This is a genomic window from Lysobacter capsici (assembly GCF_014779555.2).
In the GTDB taxonomy this organism is placed as follows: Bacteria; Pseudomonadota; Gammaproteobacteria; order Xanthomonadales; family Xanthomonadaceae; genus Lysobacter; species Lysobacter capsici.
In genome coordinates, this window is the sequence record NZ_CP094357.1 from 4,452,135 (window position 1) to 4,470,666 (window position 18,532).

An 18,532-nucleotide genomic window follows, 5' to 3' on the forward strand; every position below is an offset into this window, starting at 1 on the left:
TCTTAGCCCTCCACCACGAGACCCATGCTGCGGGCGGAGCCCGCAATCGTCTTCACCGCCGCGTCCAGATCGGCCGCGGTCAGATCGGCTTCCTTCGCCTTGGCGATGTCTTCGAGCTGCTTGCGGGTGACCTTGCCCACCTTGTCGGTGTTCGGGCGCTTGGAGCCGGAGGTGATGCCCGCGGCCTTCTTCAGCAGCACCGAAGCCGGGGTCGACTTGGTCACGAAGGTGAAGGTACGGTCCGAATAGGCCGTGATGATGACCGGCGTCGGCAGACCCGGCTCGAGCTTGGAGGTCGCCGCGTTGAACGCCTTGCAGAACTCCATGATGTTCAGGCCGCGCTGACCCAGCGCAGGACCGACCGGCGGCGAGGGATTGGCCTGACCGGCCTTTACCTGCAGCTTGATGTAGCCGACTACTTTCTTTGCCATGTTGGTTTCTCTCCGGGTGCTAGCGCCTGAACCTCAGGCTCCCCATCGGGCCGGAAATCGCGCGTTCCGGCTTCGCGTTTTGCTTGCGCAAACAGCCGCCCCGGTCCTTGTGAGAGGGGGCAGCTGGATGATTGGGGTCCGCCGCGGTTGGCAGCGAGCCGCGCACTATATCAGGTTTTTATGGGATCCCATAGCCGGCCCCATAGATCAAGGCCCGGCGAGGCCGGGCCTGGAAGCTGAACGAACTTGGGCGAACGGTCTGGCGGGACGGCCCTGCCGGGCCGGCGCCTGGCTCAGGTGGCCTTTTCGACCTGACCGAATTCCAGCTCGACCGGGGTCGAACGGCCGAAGATCAGCACCGCGACGCGCAGACGGCTCTTTTCGTAGTTGATTTCCTCGACCACGCCGTTGAAATCCACGAACGGGCCGTCGACCACGCGAACCATCTCGCCCGGCTCGAACAACACCTTCGGACGCGGCTTTTCGACGCCTTCCTGAACGCGCTGCAGGATCCGGTCGGCTTCGCTGTCCTGGATCGGCAGCGGACGATCGGCGGTGCCGCCGATGAAACCCATGACCTTCGGGGTTTCCTTGATCAGATGCCAGCTTTCGCTGTCGATCCGCGGAATGCCGGCTTCGTCGTGGGTGGAAATCTGCACCAGGACATAGCCCGGGAAGAACTTGCGCTCGGAACGGCGCTTCTGGCCGGAACGCATTTCCACGACCTCTTCGGTCGGGACCAGGACGTCGCCGAAGCGGTCCTGCATTTCGAAGCGCACGATCCGGTCGCGCAGCGCCTGTGCCACCGACTTCTCGAAGCCGGAATAGGCGTGGACCACGTACCAACGTTTGTTTTCTTGCGTATTCAAGTCGGTCGTCTCCTCAGCGCGACAGCAGGAATTTGACCGCGGCCTGGATCACCCAGTCGAAACCGGACAGGATCAGGCTAAGGATGGCCACCGCGATCATGACGACCCAGGTGGTCTTGAGTGCTTCTTCGCGGGTCGGCCAAACCACCTTGCGCAGTTCGAACCGCGATTCGGACAGGAACTCGCGGGTCTGCGCTCCCTTGGCGGTCAGCATGAACACCGCGGCACCGGCCAGCAGGCCGACGACGACCGCGCCGCTGCGCAGCGGGCCGCTCCAATTCTCGAACCAGAGGTAGGCGAACACACCGCCAGCCGCAAGCAGCAGAGCCAGCGCGTACTTGACGATGTCACCGGCGCCGCCGGATTTGTGTTGTTCGGCCTTACTGTTCATCTCGGGGCGATTCCCTCGCGAAAGCCCGCCCATCCGTTGCGCGGCCCTTTCAATGCCTTCCAGTCGCCGGATCGTCCGACCCGACTCGGTATCGAGTGGCACGCCAGGAGGGACTCGAACCCCCAACCTGCGGTTTTGGAGACCGCTGCTCTGCCAATTGAGCTACTGGCGTACGTCTTGAAGTGTTCGGTCCGGGTCGACGCCTGATCAGGCGCGGGCCGGCCGGTCATGCATTGTGTTCGAAAACACAACGCTTTGAAACAACGAAGGCGGACCGGGTTGCCGGCCCGCCGTTCGCTTGGGCTTGCATCCATCGCCGAGACCTTGGAGATGGATCCCCGCCTTCGCGGGGATGACGATTTGACAAAGCCGAGCGCGCAAAGCGCGCTCGGGTCAAATCGTCACTTGATGATCTTCGCCACGACGCCGGCGCCGACGGTGCGGCCGCCTTCACGGATCGCGAAGCGCAGACCTTCGTCCATCGCCACCGGGTTGATCAGCGTGACCACCATCTTCACGTTGTCGCCCGGCATCACCATCTCGACGCCTTCCGGCAGCTCGCAAGCGCCGGTGATGTCGGTGGTGCGGAAGTAGAACTGCGGACGGTAGCCCTTGAAGAACGGGGTGTGACGGCCGCCTTCGTCCTTCGACAGCACATACACTTCGGCTTCGAAGTCGGTGTGCGGCTTGATCGAACCCGGCTTGCACAGCACCTGGCCGCGCTCCACGTCGTCACGCTTGGTGCCGCGCAGCAGCAGACCGGCATTGTCGCCCGCCTGACCCTGGTCCAGCAGCTTGCGGAACATTTCCACGCCGGTCACGGTCGTCTTCTGGGTCGCGCGGATACCGACGATTTCGATTTCGTCGCCGACCTTGATGATGCCGCGCTCGATACGGCCGGTCACCACGGTGCCGCGGCCCGAGATCGAGAACACGTCTTCCACCGGCATCAGGAACGGCTTGTCGACGTCACGTTCCGGCTGCGGGATGAAGGTGTCCAGCGCCTCGACCAGACGCAGGATCGACGGCACGCCGATTTCGCTCTGGTCGCCTTCCAGCGCAAGACGCGCCGAACCGTGGATGATCGGGGTGTCGTCGCCCGGGAAGTCGTACTTGGTCAGCAGCTCGCGCACTTCCATCTCGACCAGCTCGAGCAGCTCGGCGTCGTCCACCATGTCGGCCTTGTTCAGGAACACGACGATGTACGGCACGCCGACCTGACGCGACAGCAGGATGTGTTCGCGGGTCTGCGGCATCGGGCCGTCAGCGGCCGAGCACACCAGGATCGCGCCGTCCATCTGCGCCGCGCCGGTGATCATGTTCTTCACGTAGTCGGCGTGGCCCGGGCAATCGACGTGCGCGTAGTGACGCGAAGCCGATTCGTATTCCACGTGCGCCGTCGAGATCGTGATGCCGCGCGCCTTCTCTTCCGGCGCCGCGTCGATCGCGTCGTATGCCTTGAACTCGCCACCAAAACGCTCGGCGCCCACCTTGGTCAGCGCGGCGGTCAGCGTGGTCTTGCCATGGTCGACGTGACCGATGGTGCCGACGTTGACGTGCGGCTTGGTGCGCTCGAATTTACCCTTAGCCATGGCTGTCGCTTCTCGTTTGTGGGTCTGTATGTCGCGGCGGCTGTTGGTAAAGCAGCCTTGTGTTGCGTTGGATGGTGCTCACGAAAGGAATCGAACCTTCGACCTCCTCCTTACCAAGGAGGTGCTCTACCGACTGAGCTACGTGAGCGTGAAACCTGGTGTCGCGACCCGGTCACCGGGCCTTGCTGCAATGGGGGCCGCCAAGAGTGGATTCAATGGAGCGGGAGACGGGATTCGAACCCGCATTATCAGCTTGGAAGGCTGAGGCTCTAACCATTGAACTACTCCCGCGCCGCGTACAGCCATTACAGCGTTGGAACTTTAACTTTAACTTGAAACTTTACCTTGGAACCGCGCCGAAATTTTCTTCGTCGCGCCACCGATGTTTTGGTGGAGGGAGGTGGATTCGAACCACCGAAGGCGTAAGCCAGCAGATTTACAGTCTGCCCCCGTTGGCCGCTTGGGTATCCCTCCAAAGAGCCCGTAATTCTGGGGTGCGTTCTTCAGGTTGTCAACGCGTTTTCACCTACAACCTTGAAAAATTTTCGTCCCGTCCCGGCGACGCGCATCGGCCCGGCGCGGCCGCATAGTGTACTCAGACATTGAACCGGAAGTGCAACACATCGCCTTCCTGGACGCGATATTCCTTGCCTTCCAGGCGCAGACGCCCGGCATCGCGCGCTCCGGACTCGCCCTTGTACTTGATGAAATCGTCGTAGGCGATGGTTTCGGCGCGGATGAAGCCCTTCTCGAAGTCGGTGTGGATCACCGCGGCGGCCTGCGGCGCGGTCGAACCGGCCTTGACCGTCCAGGCGCGCACTTCCTTGACCCCGGCGGTGAAGTAGGTCTGCAGGCCCAGCAACTCATAACCGGCGCGGATCAGGCGGTTGAGGCCCGGTTCGGCCAGGCCCAGGTCGGCCAGGAAGGTGTCGCGGTCCTCGTCGTCGAGCTGGCTGAGCTCTTCCTCGATCGCGGCCGACACCGGCACCACCTGCGCGCCCTCGGTCACGGCGCGCGCGCGCACCGCGTCGAGGTGCGGATTGTTCTCGAACCCGTCCTCGAGCACGTTGGCCACGTACATGACCGGCTTGAGGGTTAGCAGGAACAGGTCGCGCACCGCCGCCTTGTCGTCGTCGGACAGCTTGAGCGCGCGCGCCGCGGTGCCCGCATTGAGGCCCTCGCGCACGCGGCCGAGCACTTCCTTGCGCGCCGCGGCCTCCTTGTCGCCGGTCTTGGCCGAACGCTCGGCGCGCTGGTAGGCCTTCTCGACGCTTTCCAGGTCGGCCAGGGCCAGCTCGGTATCGATGGTGTCGATATCGGCGATCGGATCGACCTTGTTGTTGACGTGGATGACGTCGGGATTCTCGAAGCAGCGCACCACGTGGGTGATCGCGTCGACTTCGCGGATGTGGGCCAGGAACTTGTTGCCCAGGCCCTGCCCGCTCGCCGCGCCGGCGACCAGGCCGGCGATGTCGACGAACTCGACCGCGGTCGGGATCAGCTTCTGCGGCTTGACGATTTCAGCCAGCGCATTCAGGCGCAGATCCGGCACCGGCACCGCGCCGACATTGGGCTCAATGGTGCAGAACGGGAAATTCGCCGCAGCGATACCGGCCTTGGTCAGCGCGTTGAAAAGAGTCGACTTGCCGACGTTGGGCAGGCCGACGATGCCGCATTTGATGCCCATGGCTTTTTAATCCGGGAATAGAGAGTCGAGAATCGGGAATCGAGAAGCGGGCCGTGACGATTCCCGATTCTCGATTCCCCATTCACGGCTTTGCCGTATGCAACTGCGTCATCGCATCCATGAAATTGCCCTGCACCGCCAGCGGCATCACATCGATGGCGTTGTCGATCGCGCGCAGGATGGTCGCTTCGTCGTCCTTGCCGGGACGGCCGAGCACCCAGGGAGTGACTTTGTCCTTGTGGCCGGGATGGCCGATGCCGACCCGCAGACGGTGGAACTTGCCGTGGCCGAGCAACTGCATGGTGTCGCGCAGGCCGTTCTGGCCGCCGTGGCCGCCGTCGAACTTGAGCCGCGCGGTCCCCGGCGACAGATCCAGCTCGTCGTGCGCCAGCAACGCCTCTTCGGGCTCGATCTTCCAGTAGCGCAGCGCCGCGGTGACCGACTTGCCCGACAGGTTCATGAAGGTGGCCGGCTTGAGCAGCCACACCGGTCGGCCGGCGATCTCGATCTTCGAGGTCTCGCCGAACAGCTTGGATTCCAGGCCGAAGCGACCGCCGAACTTCTCGTTCAAGGCGTCCACAAACCAGAACCCGGCATTGTGCCGGGTCCGGGTGTATTCCGACCCCGGGTTGCCGAGGCCGACGATCAGGCGCAGTCCCGCCATGGATCACAACAGTCCGCGAACGCGAACCGGCGCGCCGGTCAGGGCGCGCCGGTCGGCGATCACTTCTTGTCTTCGTCCTTCTTGGCGACCTTCGCGGCCGGCACATCGGCTTCCGGCGCGTCGGTGGCTTCTTCGACTTCTTCCTTGCCGTGCTTGGCGATCACGACGGCGACGTCGTGTTCCTTGCCCAGCTTCAGCTCGGGGATCTCGACGCCCTTCGGCAGCTTGAGCTCCGACAGGTGGACGATGTCGCCGACGGTCAGCGCCGACAGGTCGATCTCGATGAACTCCGGCAGGTCCTTCGGCAGGCAGCTGACTTCGACTTCGTTGAGCTCGTGGGTGACCACGACGTCGGCGGCCTTGCCGGCCGGCGACTTGTCTTCGTTGAGGAAGTGCAGCGGCACCGCGACGCGAATGGCTTGGTTGGCATCAACGCGCTGGAAGTCCAGGTGCATGATGATCTGCTTGAACGGATGGCGCTGCATGTCGCGCAGGAGCACGTCTTGCGCCTTGCCGTCGAGTTCCAGGCTCAGGATCGAGGAGTAGAACCACTCGTGCTGGCTGGCCAGCCAGATCTTCTCGTGGTCGAGCTGGATCGCCTGCGGCGGATTCTTGCCGCCGTAGATGATGGCCGGGATGCTGGCGGCACGACGCAGGCGGCGGCTCGCACCCTTCCCCTCGACGTTGCGGCCAGTGGCCTTGATGATGTGTTCGGACATTGGTTTTTACTCACTTTGCAGCGTTAGGACCGCCTCGCGGCGGTTTAGGAGACTCACCCGCGACCAGGCGAGTCTTTGTTGCTGGGAATCGGGAATGGGGAATCGAGAATCGGTACAAGCAGATGCGGCGTTGCTGCTTTTACGATTCCCGATTCCCCATTCCCGACTCCCGGATTCAATCCACGTACAACGAACTCACCGACTCGCCGAAGGCGATGCGGCGGATCGTTTCGGCCAGCAGCTCGGCGACGCTGAGCTGGCGGATGCGGCCGGTGGCGCGGGCCGCGGCGGTCAGCGGGATGGTGTCGGTCACCACCAGCTCGTCCAGCTGCGACTTGGTTACGTTGTCGATCGCCGCGCCCGACAGCACCGGGTGGGTGCAGTAGGCCACGACTTTCTGCGCGCCCTGCGCCTTCAGCGCCGCCGCGGCGGCGCACAAGGTGCCGGCGGTGTCGACGATGTCGTCGACCAGCACGCAGGTCTTGCCCGACACGTCGCCGATGATGTTCATCACCGTGGCGACGTTGGCGCGCGGGCGGCGCTTGTCGATGATCGCCAGCTCCGCGTCGTCCAGGCGCTTGGCGATCGCGCGAGCGCGGACCACGCCGCCGACGTCCGGCGAAACCACGATCAGGTTGTCGGTGCCGTGCGCGCGCCAGATGTCGGCGAGCAGCAGCGGCGAGGCGTACACGTTGTCGACCGGGATGTCGAAAAAGCCCTGGATCTGATCCGCGTGCAGATCGACCGTGAGCACCCGATCGGCGCCGACCGCGCTGAACATCTTGGCCGCGACCTTGGCGGTGATCGGCACGCGCGAGGAACGCGGACGGCGATCCTGGCGGGCGTAGCCGAAGTACGGCACCACCGCGGTCACGCTGGCCACCGATGCGCGCTTGAGCGCGTCGATCAGGACCAGCAGCTCCATGAAGTTTTCCGCCGTCGGCGCATTGGTCGACTGGATGACGAACACTTCCTGGCGACGCACGTTCTCTTCGATCTCGACCTGCACCTCGCCGTCGGAGAAACGCCCGACCAGGGCCTTGCCGATGCGGATGCCGAGTTCTTTGCACACCGCCTCGGCGAGAGGACGGTTGGCATTGCCGCTGAATACCAGCAGGTTGCGATCGTTTTGCACTGTACTTCTCCGCTTCGCTCTGACCGTGGCGGCTGTAAAGCCGAGAATGGGGAATCGAGAATCGGGAATCGTCAGGGCGCGGACGCGGCGCTTACGATTCCCGATTCTCCATTCCCGACTCCCGGGCTACATCAATGGCAGGGGCGGTAGGATTCGAACCTACGAATGCCAGGATCAAAACCTGGTGCCTTGGGCCTCTTGGCGACGCCCCTGCGGAAACCTGGTCTCGAGTGCGGCATGCAGCGGCGAACGCCCTGCTCCGCCCGCCGTCCAGGCCCGAAGGCCGGAAGGCAGTTCCAGTAGCGCCGCTTCGGCGGTTTCGCGCGTGGCGAACTCGACGAAGCAACCGCTGCCGGAGCCGGTCAGACGCGGCGAACCGATCCGCGACAAGGCGGCGAAGGCAGCTTCTACAGCTGTTTCGCGCTTGCGCAGAACCGGCTCGAACACATTCCCGAGCGGCTTACCCGAAACGAAGTCCGATATTGTCGCGGGCGCGGCATCCCGCGTCAATTCGGCAGATTGAAATAAGGCCGCGGTCGGCGCGTGAACGCCCGGATCGACCAGCACGTACCAGGCCGGCGCCAGCTCGATCGGCCGCAGGCTTTCGCCGACGCCCTCGGCCCAGGCGTTCTCACCGCGGACGAAGACCGGCACGTCGGCGCCCAGCCGCAGGCCGAGTTCGGCCAGCCGGTCGACGCCCAGATCGGTGCCCCACAGCGCATCCAGCGCGACCAGCACGGTCGCCGCGTCGGACGATCCGCCGCCGAAACCGCCGCCGGCCGGGATACGCTTTTCGATGAGGATGTCTGCGCCTTGGCCGCTGTTGGCTTCTTTTTGCAGCAACAACGCGGCCCGGACGGTGAGGTCGTCGTGCTCGGCCACGCCCGCGACCGAGGCGCCGTGACGGACCACGCGACCATCGTCGCGCGGCCGCAGCCGGATCGTGTCGCCCCAGTCGAGCAGACGGAACACGGTCTGCAGCAGGTGGTAGCCGTCGGCGCGGCGGCCGACGATGCGCAGGAACAGGTTCAGCTTGGCCGGGGCGGGCCAGAGCGACCAACTGGGGGTTGCGGAAGTCTCAGACATAGCGGCAGCGACGGCGAAGCAACGAGTGGTTTCAGCGAGAAGACGGCGCAGCAGCAGCCGAAACGTCCGCCGCCCCGCCTTGCCACTCGTCCACGATCAAGCGCACCCGCGCGCTCGCGCGGCGCGCGTCCAGCCGCGACGGCAGATCGCCGCTGGCGGGCCATTGGTAGGCGATGGTCCAGCCGCCCTGTTCGATCGACAGCGGGCGGCCGTCCGGGCCGGGGGTCAGTTTCGCCGCGGCGCCGCCTTCGGCCGGCAGGCCGCGCAGCCAATTGCCGAGCGCTTCGACCGGGATGTCCCAGCCGGTGGTTTCCAGCAGCAGGGCGGCGGCGTTGTCGCCGCTGCGCGGGCCGCCTTCCAGGCCTTCCAGGCGGGCTTCGCCCGGGCCGCCGACCAGTCGCCAGCTTTGCCGGGTCACCGGCGCGCTGAGCGCGACTTCGAAGCGTTCGCCGCGCTGAGTCCACTCGATCCGGCCGCTGCCGCCCTTGCCAGCGTTGGACACGGCGATGCGGCCGGTCAACGACCACTCGTTCCCCGCGCGCACCCGCTGCGCGCGCGCGGCTTCGCGCTGCGCGGCGTCGGCGGCGGGCACCACGGTTTCGCCGGCGGGACGCTTGACCGCGCCGCCCACGCAGGCGCTCAGCCCAAGCGCCAACATCGCGATCACGGCCGTGCGCGTCAGCGCCGCGCGCATGCCGCCGACGACGGCCACCGAAGCAGCCATCACAGCCCGTACTTCTTCAACGCCCGCAGCAGCGAGCGGTTTTCCGGATCGATCTTGCGCGCCTGTTCGAAGTACTTGCGCGCCTCGTCGCGGCGCCCGCTTTCCCACAGCACTTCGGCCAGGTGCGAGGCGATCTCGGCGTCTTTCTGCAAAGTCAGCGCGCGGCGCAGTTCGGTCTCGGCTTCCTGCACCCGGCCCAGGCGATACAGCACCCAGCCGTAGCTGTCGATGATCGCGGAGTTGTCGGGCTCGGCGGTGCGCGCGCGTTCGATGAGTTCCAGCGCTTCCTGATAACGGGTGGTGCGGTCGGCGAGCGTGTAGCCCAGCGCATTGAGCGCGGCCACGCTGTCGGGTTCGGCGACCAGGATGCGGCGGAAATCGGCTTCGGCGCGGGCCACGTCGTCGCGGCGCTCCCAGCTCAGGGCGCGGGCGTAGAGGATTTCCGGTTCGTCCGGGAACGCGGCCAGGCCGCGCGCGAACGCGTCGCTTTCGCCGCTGTCGCTCTTGTCCTCGGCGCGCAGGCTGGCTTCCAGGATGTAGGCGTCGCGGCGGGTTTCGTCCTCGGCCGAGGCGTCGGACTGGATCGCGCGCAGGCTGGCGTAGGCCTCGTCGCCGCGGTGCAGCTTGTGCAGCACGTTGGCGCTGCGCAGGCGCGCGATCGAGCGCTGCGAGCCGCCGGGCACGCCCTGGTACCAGTTCAGCGCTTCCTCGTTGCGTTCGAGGAATTCGGCCATCTGCGCCAGCAGCAGACGCCGCGCCGGGTCGGGCTTGGCGGCGTCGGCGCGCAGTTCGTCGTACAGCTTGGTCAGGGTCGGCTTGTCCTCGGCGCGGGCTAGGTAGGACGCGCGCAAGGCATAGGTCTGCTCGTCCTGCGGGCCGCGCGCGAGCACCGCGGCGACGTTCTGGAAGTCGTTGAGCCCTTCGTACTGCTCGGCGATCAAGGCGCGTAGATTGTTGTCGGTGTCGGCCAGCGGCACCAGGGTCGAGAGCAACTGCTGGGCCTGCTCGGTCTTGCCGTCCTCGCGCAGCTGACTGACCCGCAGCAATGCGACCCGCGGCTCGCCGGGGAAGCGCTTGACCACTTCCTCGACGATGCGTTCGGTCAGCTTGGGCTGGTCGAGCCGCTGCGCCAGGCCGCCGAAGGCGACCCAGGCCATCAGATTGCGCGGCGGCATCTGCCCGCCGTCGATGATCTTCTCGAGCATGCGCCCGGCCTGCTGCGGGGTCTTGGACCCGGCGGTCAGCACGCCCAGCGCCTGGCGCCAGCCGGTGTCGGGATCGCCGCTCATCAGGTTGTTGAGCTGGCGCAGCGCGTCGCGCTCGTCGCCCCGGCGCAGCGCCAGGGTCGCCTCGGCGGCGTTGAGCGTCGGGCCCTTGCCGCCGAGCTTGCGCCACAGCGCCAGCGATTCGGACGCGGTCGTGTCCTGCTTGGCGACGATGGCGATGGTGGTCGCGCGCTCGGCCAGGGCCAGGTCGCCAGCGGCGCGCGCGGCCTTCAGATAGGCCGTGGCGGCATCGTTCAGCTTGCCGGCCTGCAGCGAGAATTCACCGCTGAGCAGCGATTCCAGCGACGCGCCGGTCGGGTCCTTGGCGGCCCGGGCCTGCATCTGGGCGCGGGCGGCGGCAAGCGCGGCGGCGGAGGGCTGGATCGGCGCGGCGGCGGCGCCGACGGCGCCCGAGGCGAACGCCAGGACCACGCTCAGCAGCGCGATCGGCAGCCGGCGGATGGCATCGGCCGCGACCGCGGCCGGCTTACGTTTAGTTCTGTCTATTGGACCGATCGAGCAAATCGAATCGTAGAGAACCACGGCGAGACCAGTGGGCCGGTAGAATGGCGGCCTTCAGCAGCCCGCAGCTTATCGCAAGCACCTGAACCGATGTCCCGCGCCGCACACCGCCCGATGAAACTTTTTCGCAGCCTTGCGATGGCGGTCGCCCGTGCCCGCGCCCCAGTCGCGCGCCGCCTGCGCGCGCGCGGCTTTCATCCCTTCAGCCGCGGTCTGTCATGAGTTTGTTCGTCCTCGGCATCAACCATCAGACCGCGCCGGTCAGCCTGCGCGAACGCGTGGCGTTTTCCGGCGACGCGGTCGCGTCCGCGCTGACCGCGCTGCGCGCGCTGGCGCCGGTGCGCGAGGTCGCGCTGCTGTCGACCTGCAACCGCACCGAGCTGTACGCGGTGGCCGAGGACGGCGGCGATGCGCTGGCGCAATGGCTGGCCACGCATCCCGACGATGCCGGCGATCTGCACGCGTATCTGTACCGCCATCGCGACGCCGATGCGGTGCGGCATCTGTTCCGGGTCGCGACCGGGCTGGATTCGCTGGTGCTCGGCGAACCGCAGATCCTCGGCCAAGTGAAGGACGCGTGGGCCAGCGCGCGCGCCGCCGGCACGTTGGGCAGCCAGCTCGACCGGCTGTTCCAGCAAGCGTTCTCGACCGCCAAGCGCGCGCGCACCGATACCCGCATCGGCGCCAATCCGGTGTCGGTGGCCTCGGCCGCGGTGCGGCTGGCGCAGGAATCGTTCGCTCGACTGGACGATTCGACCGTGCTGCTGATCGGCGCGGGCGAGACGGTGGAACTGGCCGCGCGGCATCTGGTGCAGGCGAAGGCCAAGCGCCTGCTGATCGCCAACCGCACTCTCGCCCACGCCCAGGACCTCGCGACCCGCCATGGCGGCGTTGCATTGCCGTTGAGCGAACTCGACCGCCATCTGGGCGAGGCCGACATCGTGCTGTCGGCGACCGCGAGCCGCGAACCGGTGCTGCGCAAGCCGCAGGTCGCCGCCGCCCTAGCCACGCGCAAGCATCGGCCGATGCTGCTGCTGGATCTGGCGGTGCCGCGCGACATCGCCGCCGACGTGGCCGAGCTCAAGGACGTGTTCCTCTACACCGTCGACGACCTGGAACGTTCGATCGAAGACAACCGCCGCAGCCGCCGCGAAGCGGCGACCGAGGCCGAGGCCATCGTCGACCTGCAGGTCGCGCGCTTCGTCGAAACCCTGGCCGCGAGCACCCGCACCGCGCCGATCAAGCGCCTGCGCGATCACGGTCAGGCCGCGCGCGAAGAAGTGCTGGCCAAGGCGCGGCAGCAACTGCAATCGGGCCAGGACCCGGCCGAGGTGCTCAACTTCCTCGCCCACACCCTGACCAACCGCCTGCTGCACGCGCCGACCATCGCCCTGCGCGAAGCGGCGCTGACCGGCAATCCGGAGTTGGCTCGGGCGGCGGATAAGATGTTTCCAGCGGTGGATCCGGGAATCGGGAATGGGGAATCGGGAATAGAAACAGCGGATTCGTCGGACGATCGTTAGCGACCAGATCGCATCGCTGCGCTCTTAGCTTTTCCGATTCCCGACTCCCGACTCCCCATTCCCGGCTCCCCAATGACCCCCACCCTGCGCCGCAAACTCGAAGCCCTGGTCGAACGCCGCGAAGAACTCGAACGACTGCTCGGCGATCCGGGCGTGATCGGCGACAACGACCGCTTTCGCAAGCTGTCGCGCGAATTCGCCCAGCTCGAACCGGTCGCGATCGCCCTGGCCGAGGAAGCGCGGGCCAAGGCCGACCTCGCCGCGGCCGAAGCGATGCGCAACGATCCAGAGCTGCGCGAACTGGCCGACGAGGAAATCCTCGCCGCGCAGGCGCGGCTGGAACAGCTCGATGTCGAACTGCTCGCGCACTTGATCCCGAAAGACCCGCGCGACGATGGCGACCTGTACCTGGAAGTGCGCGCCGGCACCGGCGGCGACGAGGCGGCGATCTTCGCCGGCGACCTGTTCCGGATGTACGCGCGCTACGCCGAACGCCAGGGCTGGAAGGTCGAGATCGAATCGTCCAATCCCGGCGAACACGGCGGCTACAAGGAAATCATCGGCCGGGTCGAAGGCCGCGGCGCATATTCCAAGCTCAAATTCGAATCCGGCACCCACCGCGTGCAGCGCGTGCCGGAAACCGAATCGCAGGGTCGCATCCACACCTCGGCGGCGACGGTCGCAATCATCGCGGTCGAGCCCGAGGGCGAGCCGATCGAGATCAATCCGGCCGATCTGAAGGTCGATACCTTCCGTTCCTCCGGCGCCGGCGGCCAGCACGTCAACAAGACCGAGTCGGCGATCCGCATCACCCACATCCCCAGCGGCGTGGTGGTCGAGAATCAGACCGAACGCAGCCAGCACGCCAACCGCGACAAGGCGCTCAAGCGCCTGCAGGCGATGCTGTCCGACGCCGCGGCGGCCAAGGCCGCGGCCGCGCAGGCGCAGGACCGGCGCCTGCAGGTCGGCAGCGGCGACCGCAGCCAGCGCATCCGCACCTACAACTTCCCGCAGGGCCGGATCACCGACCATCGCGTCGAGGGCCTGACCCTGTACGACCTGCCGAACATCGTGGCCGGCGATCTGGACGGCTTGATCGGGCGTCTGATCCACGAGCATCAGGCCGACGAACTGGCGCGCTTGTCGGCCAGTTGAGTCGCACCCGATCGCCGGCAACCCCGTCAGCCCCCTGTAGGAGCGGCGCAAGCCGCGACCGCGCCATCACGCCTGCGACGCCGATGAGTTTCGCGGTCGCGGCCTGTGACCGAAGCCCCCTCGCAAGACCCGGCACCGCCCGCCACTCCGGCAAGACCATGCGCCTTCTGTAGGAGCGGCGTAAGCCGCGACCGCGCCACCACGCTCGCGACGCATGCGAGATTTCGCGGTCGCGGCTTACGCCGCTCCTACAGGCGCCGGGGGCCGATCGCGCGCAAGCGAGCTTGCGATGCATGTGAGGTGTCGCGGTCGCGGCTTGCGCCGCTCCTACAGGGGGCTGCGGACACGATCGCGCGCATCTGAGTCGCAGCTCATGACCGAAGAATCCTTACGGGCCCAAGCCTCACCCGCCTCCGGCAATACCGCGCGCCTGATGTAGGAGCGGCGTGAGCCGCGACCGCGCCATCGCGCTTACGACGCATGTGAGGTGTCACGGTCGCGGCTCACGCCGCTCCTACAAGGGGCCGATCGCGCGCGGCTGAAGATGCGGCGCGTGTGAGGTGTCGCGGTCGCGGCTTGCGCCGCTCCTACAGGGGGCTGCGGACACGATCGCGCGCAACTGAGTTGCCGCATCGTGCAGCGGCGCACATACCCCGCGCCGATGCGCGATCCCGGGTCATGACGTCGCGCGGCCCCAGCGGCCATAATCGGCCATCTCCCGCCGGACCGACTTCTGCATGAGCCTCACTGTCCGCCGCGCCGGTCTCGACGACCTCGACCTGCTCGCCCCGCTGTTCGACCGTTACCGGCATTTCTATACCCAACGTTTCGACGAGGCGGTGTCGCGCTCCTTCCTCGGCGAACGCCTCAGCCGCGGCGATTCGGTGTTGCTGTTGGCCGCGCTGGACGGCGACGACGGCGCCGGCTTCACCCAGTTGTATCCGATGTTCTCCTCGGTGCGCGCGGCGCGGGTGTGGGTGCTCAACGACTTGTTCGTCGAAGCGCATGCGCGCCGGCGCGGCGTCGCCCAGGCCCTGCTCGACGCGGCCGCGGCGTTCGCCCGCGCCGACGGCGCGGCGCGGCTGGAACTGGAAACCAACCACGACAACCTCGGCGCGCAGGCGTTGTACGACGCCGCGGGCTGGCAGCGGTTCGACGGCACCCAGCGCTACCATCTGCCGCTGCAGCCGCCGGCCGTGTCGGCGTGAACCCGGGCCGGACCCGCCTCGCATGAACGATCCACGCACCCCGCTGCGCCAGGCGCTGCAACTCAATCCCGGCGACGCCATGGCTTGGGTGAGCCTGGCCGATTACGAGCTCGACGCCGGCGACGCGCGCAGCGGCGAAGCCGCGGCGCGGCGCGCGTTGAGCCTGCGCCCCGGCCATCCCGAAGCGCTGGCGCGGCTGGGCCGCGCGCAGTGGATGCTGGGCCAGCGCGAACAGGCGGTCACCAGCCTGCGCGCGGCCGCGCGCAGCGCGCCGCAGCACCCGGGCATCGCGGTGTGGCTGGCGCATGCGCTGGAAGACATCGGCGACGGCGAAGGCGCGCTGGCCGCGTATGCGCACGCGCATGCGCTGGCGCCGCGGCACGCGCAGTTCGCGGCCTACCTGCTGGCCTGGCGCCGGCGCTTGTGCGACTGGTCCGACCTGGACGCGCTCGCCCGCCAGGTGCGCGACGCGGTCGCGCACAGCGAGGCCTCGGTCGAACCGTTCGCGTTTCTCAGCGAAGACACCAGCGCCGCCGAACAACGCCGCTGCGCCGGCCTGCGCGCGGCGCAGATCGCGGGCGTGGTGCGGCCGCTGCCGCCGGCGCCGGCCAAGGACCCGGCCGCGCCGATACGCGCCGGTTTCCTGTCCAACGGCTTCGGCGCGCATCCCACCGGCCTGCTGACCGTGGCCTTGTTCGAAGCGCTGCGCAAACGCGGCGGGCTGGAGGTGCAGTTGTTCGCGCTCAACGGCGACGACGACAGCCCGATCCGGCGCCGCCTGCACGAGGCGGTCGCGGTGATGCACGACGTCAGCCGGCAACCGCACGATCAGGTCGCCGCCACCATCCGCCGCGCCGGCATCGACGTGCTGTTCGATCTGCGCGGCTGGGGCGGCGGCGGCGCGCCGGAAGTGCTGGCGATGCGGCCCGCGCCGGTGCAGGTCAACTGGCTCGCCTACCCGGGCACTTCGGGGGCGCCGTGGATCGACTACGTGCTCGCCGACCGTTACGTGCTGCCCGAGGCGTTGGCCGCCGATTTCAGCGAAACCGTGGCCTGGCTGCCGCGCTGCTTCCAACCCTCCGACACCCGCCGCGAACTGCCGCTGCCGCCGCCGCGCGGCGACTGCGGCCTGCCCGAGGACGCGGTGGTGTTCTGCTGTTTCAACAACAGCTACAAACTCAATCCGCACAGCATGGCGCGCGCGCTGGCGGTGCTGCGCGGCGTGCCCGGCAGCGTGCTGTGGCTGATGTCCGGGCCCGGCCGCGCCGACCAGCGCCTGCGCGAGTTCGCCGCGCACCAGGGCCTCGCGCCGGAGCGGCTGGTGTTCATGCGCAAACAGCCGCACGCCGATTACCTGGCGCGGCTGCGCCATGCCGATCTGTTTCTCGACACCAATCCCTACAACGCCCACACCACCGCGTCCGACGCCCTGTGGGCCGGCTGCCCGGTGCTGACCTGCCCCGGCGCGACCTTCGCCGCGCGCGTGGCCGGCAGCCTCAACCATCATCTGGGCATGGACTCGATGAACATGGCCGACGACGCGGCCTTTATCGCCCGCGCGATCGCCCTGGGCAACGACCGCGAAGCGCTGGCCGAGTTGCGCAATCAACTGGCCGCGCGCCGCCGCGACAGCGGCCTGTTCGACATGGACGGGTTCGCGGTCGATTTCGCCGCGATGACGATCGCGATGGCGCGGCGGCAGCGCAAGGGCGAGGCGCCCTCGGTGCTGCAAGGGCCGTCGCGTTAACGCGGCTGCTCGACGCGAATCATTCCCGCACATGCCTCCGACGTCCCCCGCCATCATTTGCGCTAGGCTGCATCCATGACCGCAGAACGCGATTTCATCCCCCTGAACCTGTGCGTGCTGACCGTGTCCGACAGCCGCAGCCTGGCCGAGGACAGTTCCGGCGATTACCTGATCCAGTCGCTGACCGATGCCGGCCACCGCCTGGTCGAACGCAAGCTGTTGCCCGACGACCGCTACAAGCTGCGCGCGGCGGTGTCGCAATGGATCGCCGACGACGGCGTCGACGGCATCCTGGTCACCGGCGGCACCGGCTTCACCGGCCGCGATTCCACCCCCGAAGCGCTGCTGCCGCTGCTGGACAAGGAAATGCCGGGCTTCGGCGAGTTGTTCCGCGCGATCAGCTATGACGAGATCGGCACCTCGACCCTGCAATCACGCGCCTTCGCCGGCTTGGCCAACGCGACGTTCCTGTTCTGCCTGCCGGGGTCGACCTCGGCCTGCCGCACCGCCTGGGAAAAGATCGTCAGCGCGCAGCTCGACGCGCGCACCCGGCCGTGCAACCTCGCCACATTGCGTCCCCGCCTCAAGGAGTGATCGGCATGTCGCTCGATACCACCCTGCGTTTGTTGACCAAGGCCAGCGGCCTGAGCGTCACCGACTTGGCCACCGCGATCCCGCGCGCCGGCGTGGCCACCGTCAGCGCCTGGCTGCGCGGCGACAAGTTGCCCGGCCGCGATCAGGTCGATGCGCTGGCGCGCGCGTTCGGCGTCCCCGCCGGCGCCCTGCTCGCCGATCTGGCCAGCACGCTCGATCCGGCGCGCACCCAGGGCGAACACGATCTGCTCGCCGCGTATCGCGCGCTGAGCACCAAGCAACAAGGCGCGCTGCTGGAAGTCGCCACCGCGATGGCCGGCACCAAGCGCGGCGCGGCCGGCAAACCCGCGGCGAAATCCACCGGATCGAGAAAGGCGAAACGATGAGCAAGCTCAAGCGCAAGGATTACGAAGAGCAGCTCGAAGCGCTGCAACTGGAACTCGCGGCGATGGCGCGCTGGGTGCAGCACCACGGCAAGCGCGTGGTGGTGTTGCTGGAAGGCCGCGACACCGCCGGCAAGGGCGGCGCGATCAACGCCTTGTCCGAACACCTCAACCCGCGCCAATGCCACATCGTCGCGCTGTCCAAGCCCAGCGAACGCGAAAGCGGCCAGTGGTATTTCCAGCGTTACGTGCCGCACCTGCCCGCGGCCGGCGAGATCGCCCTGTTCGATCGCAGCTGGTACAACCGCGCCGGCGTGGAAAGCGTCATGGGCTTCGCCAAGCCCGAGCAGGTCAAGGCCTTCCTCAAGCAGGCGCCGGCGTTCGAAAAGCTGCTGACCGACGACGGCACCGTGCTGTTCAAATACTGGCTGTGTTGCGACCAGAAAGAACAGGAGGAACGTTTCGCCGAGCGCCTGAACGACCCGCTCAAGCGCTGGAAGCTGTCGCCGATCGACCTGGAAGCGCGCAAGCATTACGACGATTACACCAAGGCGCGCGAGGTCATGCTCGAGGCCACCCACAGCAAGCACGCGCCGTGGACGCTAGTGGATTTCAACGATCAGCGGCAGGGCCGGCTGAGCCTGATCCGCGATCTGCTGTCGCGGCTTCCGGAGACGAAGTTGCCGGAGACCGAGCTTGAGTTCCCGCCGCTGAAGGGCAAGCCGTCGAAGGAGAAGTACGGGGTGCTTAAGCCGATCGGTAAAGGCTGAGATTGCGTTTGCTTCTATCGCGCCGCGCTGCGCGCGCGGCCGCGAGCTTCATCGTCGCGCATAGTCG

The 18,532-nt window shown here is 67.4% G+C and carries 18 protein-coding genes and 5 tRNA genes; 7 read left to right on the plus strand and 16 right to left on the minus strand.

Annotated elements, in window-relative coordinates:
* Positions 1-2 precede the first annotated feature (2 nt).
* The 16 genes from rplK to IEQ11_RS18300 form a co-directional block, all read right to left on the minus strand.
* Positions 3-431, minus strand: coding sequence for a 50S ribosomal protein L11 (rplK, locus tag IEQ11_RS18225; RefSeq protein WP_036115418.1), 429 nt, complete (start codon positions 429-431; stop codon positions 3-5).
* A 293-nt stretch (positions 432-724) separates the two neighbouring features.
* Positions 725-1,300 (minus strand): transcription termination/antitermination protein NusG, encoded by a 576-nt coding sequence (gene nusG / locus IEQ11_RS18230; RefSeq protein ID WP_036115415.1) that lies wholly within the window; start codon positions 1,298-1,300, stop codon positions 725-727.
* A 13-nt stretch (positions 1,301-1,313) separates the two neighbouring features.
* Positions 1,314-1,691, minus strand: coding sequence for a preprotein translocase subunit SecE (gene secE / locus IEQ11_RS18235; RefSeq protein ID WP_036115412.1), 378 nt, complete (start codon positions 1,689-1,691; stop codon positions 1,314-1,316).
* 96 nt (positions 1,692-1,787) lie between these two features.
* Positions 1,788-1,863, minus strand: a tRNA-Trp gene (locus IEQ11_RS18240).
* 229 nt (positions 1,864-2,092) lie between these two features.
* Positions 2,093-3,283 (minus strand): elongation factor Tu, encoded by a 1,191-nt coding sequence (tuf, locus tag IEQ11_RS18245; RefSeq protein ID WP_046657641.1) that lies wholly within the window; start codon positions 3,281-3,283, stop codon positions 2,093-2,095.
* 72 nt (positions 3,284-3,355) lie between these two features.
* Positions 3,356-3,431: transfer RNA gene (locus IEQ11_RS18250), tRNA-Thr, on the minus strand.
* A gap of 68 nt (positions 3,432-3,499) precedes the next feature.
* Positions 3,500-3,574: transfer RNA gene (locus tag IEQ11_RS18255), tRNA-Gly, on the minus strand.
* A gap of 97 nt (positions 3,575-3,671) precedes the next feature.
* Positions 3,672-3,757 (minus strand) — tRNA-Tyr (locus tag IEQ11_RS18260).
* Between the two features lie 121 nt (positions 3,758-3,878).
* Positions 3,879-4,970, minus strand: a complete 1,092-nt coding sequence (gene ychF, locus IEQ11_RS18265; protein ID WP_036111823.1) for a redox-regulated ATPase YchF — start codon at positions 4,968-4,970, stop codon at positions 3,879-3,881.
* A gap of 82 nt (positions 4,971-5,052) precedes the next feature.
* Positions 5,053-5,634, minus strand: a complete 582-nt coding sequence (pth, locus tag IEQ11_RS18270; protein ID WP_191823854.1) for an aminoacyl-tRNA hydrolase — start codon at positions 5,632-5,634, stop codon at positions 5,053-5,055.
* A 59-nt stretch (positions 5,635-5,693) separates the two neighbouring features.
* On the minus strand, positions 5,694-6,353 hold the full coding sequence (locus IEQ11_RS18275) for a 50S ribosomal protein L25/general stress protein Ctc (RefSeq protein WP_036111831.1): 660 nt from the start codon (positions 6,351-6,353) through the stop codon (positions 5,694-5,696).
* 175 nt (positions 6,354-6,528) lie between these two features.
* A complete protein-coding gene (locus IEQ11_RS18280; RefSeq protein ID WP_036111835.1) occupies positions 6,529-7,488 on the minus strand; it encodes a ribose-phosphate diphosphokinase in 960 nt (319 codons plus the stop codon).
* Positions 7,489-7,623: 135 nt separating this feature from the next.
* Positions 7,624-7,700 (minus strand) — tRNA-Gln (locus IEQ11_RS18285).
* Positions 7,663-8,574 (minus strand): 4-(cytidine 5'-diphospho)-2-C-methyl-D-erythritol kinase, encoded by a 912-nt coding sequence (ispE, locus tag IEQ11_RS18290; protein ID WP_191823853.1) that lies wholly within the window; start codon positions 8,572-8,574, stop codon positions 7,663-7,665. Before ispE ends, IEQ11_RS18285 begins: the two co-directional genes overlap by 38 nt.
* 31 nt (positions 8,575-8,605) lie before the next feature.
* Positions 8,606-9,298 carry a lipoprotein insertase outer membrane protein LolB gene (gene lolB, locus IEQ11_RS18295; protein WP_228465057.1) on the minus strand — a complete coding sequence of 231 codons (693 nt, stop codon included), beginning with the start codon at positions 9,296-9,298 and terminating at the stop codon, positions 8,606-8,608.
* Positions 9,298-10,905 carry a tetratricopeptide repeat protein gene (locus IEQ11_RS18300; protein WP_051547691.1) on the minus strand — a complete coding sequence of 536 codons (1,608 nt, stop codon included), beginning with the start codon at positions 10,903-10,905 and terminating at the stop codon, positions 9,298-9,300. The genes lolB and IEQ11_RS18300 overlap by 1 nt, the downstream gene beginning before the upstream one ends.
* Before the next feature lie 398 nt (positions 10,906-11,303).
* Here IEQ11_RS18300 and hemA point away from each other — a divergent pair, with 398 nt between their 5' ends.
* From hemA to ppk2, 7 genes are all read left to right on the plus strand, one after another.
* A complete protein-coding gene (hemA, locus tag IEQ11_RS18305) occupies positions 11,304-12,608 on the plus strand; it encodes a glutamyl-tRNA reductase (protein ID WP_191823852.1) in 1,305 nt (434 codons plus the stop codon).
* 72 nt (positions 12,609-12,680) lie between these two features.
* Positions 12,681-13,763: a peptide chain release factor 1 gene (gene prfA, locus IEQ11_RS18310; protein ID WP_036111838.1), complete on the plus strand. Its 1,083-nt coding sequence runs from the start codon at positions 12,681-12,683 to the stop codon at positions 13,761-13,763.
* 737 nt (positions 13,764-14,500) lie between these two features.
* Positions 14,501-14,971 (plus strand): GNAT family N-acetyltransferase, encoded by a 471-nt coding sequence (locus IEQ11_RS18315; RefSeq protein WP_036111841.1) that lies wholly within the window; start codon positions 14,501-14,503, stop codon positions 14,969-14,971.
* A 22-nt stretch (positions 14,972-14,993) separates the two neighbouring features.
* The gene (locus IEQ11_RS18320) at positions 14,994-16,718 is read left to right on the plus strand and encodes an O-linked N-acetylglucosamine transferase, SPINDLY family protein (protein WP_191823752.1); all 1,725 of its coding nucleotides are present in this window, start codon (positions 14,994-14,996) and stop codon (positions 16,716-16,718) included.
* 75 nt (positions 16,719-16,793) lie between these two features.
* Positions 16,794-17,312 (plus strand): molybdenum cofactor biosynthesis protein B, encoded by a 519-nt coding sequence (gene moaB / locus IEQ11_RS18325; protein WP_046657649.1) that lies wholly within the window; start codon positions 16,794-16,796, stop codon positions 17,310-17,312.
* Between the two features lie 5 nt (positions 17,313-17,317).
* Positions 17,318-17,698: a helix-turn-helix domain-containing protein gene (locus IEQ11_RS18330; protein WP_191823753.1), complete on the plus strand. Its 381-nt coding sequence runs from the start codon at positions 17,318-17,320 to the stop codon at positions 17,696-17,698.
* Positions 17,695-18,465, plus strand: coding sequence for a polyphosphate kinase 2 (gene ppk2 / locus IEQ11_RS18335; protein WP_191823754.1), 771 nt, complete (start codon positions 17,695-17,697; stop codon positions 18,463-18,465). Before IEQ11_RS18330 ends, ppk2 begins: the two co-directional genes overlap by 4 nt.
* The last annotated feature ends 67 nt before the right edge of the window (positions 18,466-18,532 follow it).

Excerpts from the sequence above, each read along its gene's own strand:
- rplK (WP_036115418.1), bottom strand. The coding sequence starts at position 431 with ATGGCAAAGAAAGTAGTCGGCTACATCAAGCTGCAGGTAAAGGCCGGT.
- secE (WP_036115412.1), bottom strand. The coding sequence starts at position 1,691 with ATGAACAGTAAGGCCGAACAACACAAATCCGGCGGCGCCGGTGACATC.
- tuf (WP_046657641.1), bottom strand. The coding sequence starts at position 3,283 with ATGGCTAAGGGTAAATTCGAGCGCACCAAGCCGCACGTCAACGTCGGC.
- ychF (WP_036111823.1), bottom strand. The coding sequence starts at position 4,970 with ATGGGCATCAAATGCGGCATCGTCGGCCTGCCCAACGTCGGCAAGTCG.
- pth (WP_191823854.1), bottom strand. The coding sequence starts at position 5,634 with ATGGCGGGACTGCGCCTGATCGTCGGCCTCGGCAACCCGGGGTCGGAA.
- IEQ11_RS18275 (WP_036111831.1), bottom strand. The coding sequence starts at position 6,353 with ATGTCCGAACACATCATCAAGGCCACTGGCCGCAACGTCGAGGGGAAG.
- ispE (WP_191823853.1), bottom strand. The coding sequence starts at position 8,574 with ATGTCTGAGACTTCCGCAACCCCCAGTTGGTCGCTCTGGCCCGCCCCG.
- lolB (WP_228465057.1), bottom strand. The coding sequence starts at position 9,298 with ATGGCTGCTTCGGTGGCCGTCGTCGGCGGCATGCGCGCGGCGCTGACG.
- IEQ11_RS18300 (WP_051547691.1), bottom strand. The coding sequence starts at position 10,905 with ATGCAGGCCCGGGCCGCCAAGGACCCGACCGGCGCGTCGCTGGAATCG.
- hemA (WP_191823852.1), top strand. The coding sequence starts at position 11,304 with ATGAGTTTGTTCGTCCTCGGCATCAACCATCAGACCGCGCCGGTCAGC.
- prfA (WP_036111838.1), top strand. The coding sequence starts at position 12,681 with ATGACCCCCACCCTGCGCCGCAAACTCGAAGCCCTGGTCGAACGCCGC.
- IEQ11_RS18315 (WP_036111841.1), top strand. The coding sequence starts at position 14,501 with ATGAGCCTCACTGTCCGCCGCGCCGGTCTCGACGACCTCGACCTGCTC.
- IEQ11_RS18320 (WP_191823752.1), top strand. The coding sequence starts at position 14,994 with ATGAACGATCCACGCACCCCGCTGCGCCAGGCGCTGCAACTCAATCCC.
- moaB (WP_046657649.1), top strand. The coding sequence starts at position 16,794 with ATGACCGCAGAACGCGATTTCATCCCCCTGAACCTGTGCGTGCTGACC.
- IEQ11_RS18330 (WP_191823753.1), top strand. The coding sequence starts at position 17,318 with ATGTCGCTCGATACCACCCTGCGTTTGTTGACCAAGGCCAGCGGCCTG.
- ppk2 (WP_191823754.1), top strand. The coding sequence starts at position 17,695 with ATGAGCAAGCTCAAGCGCAAGGATTACGAAGAGCAGCTCGAAGCGCTG.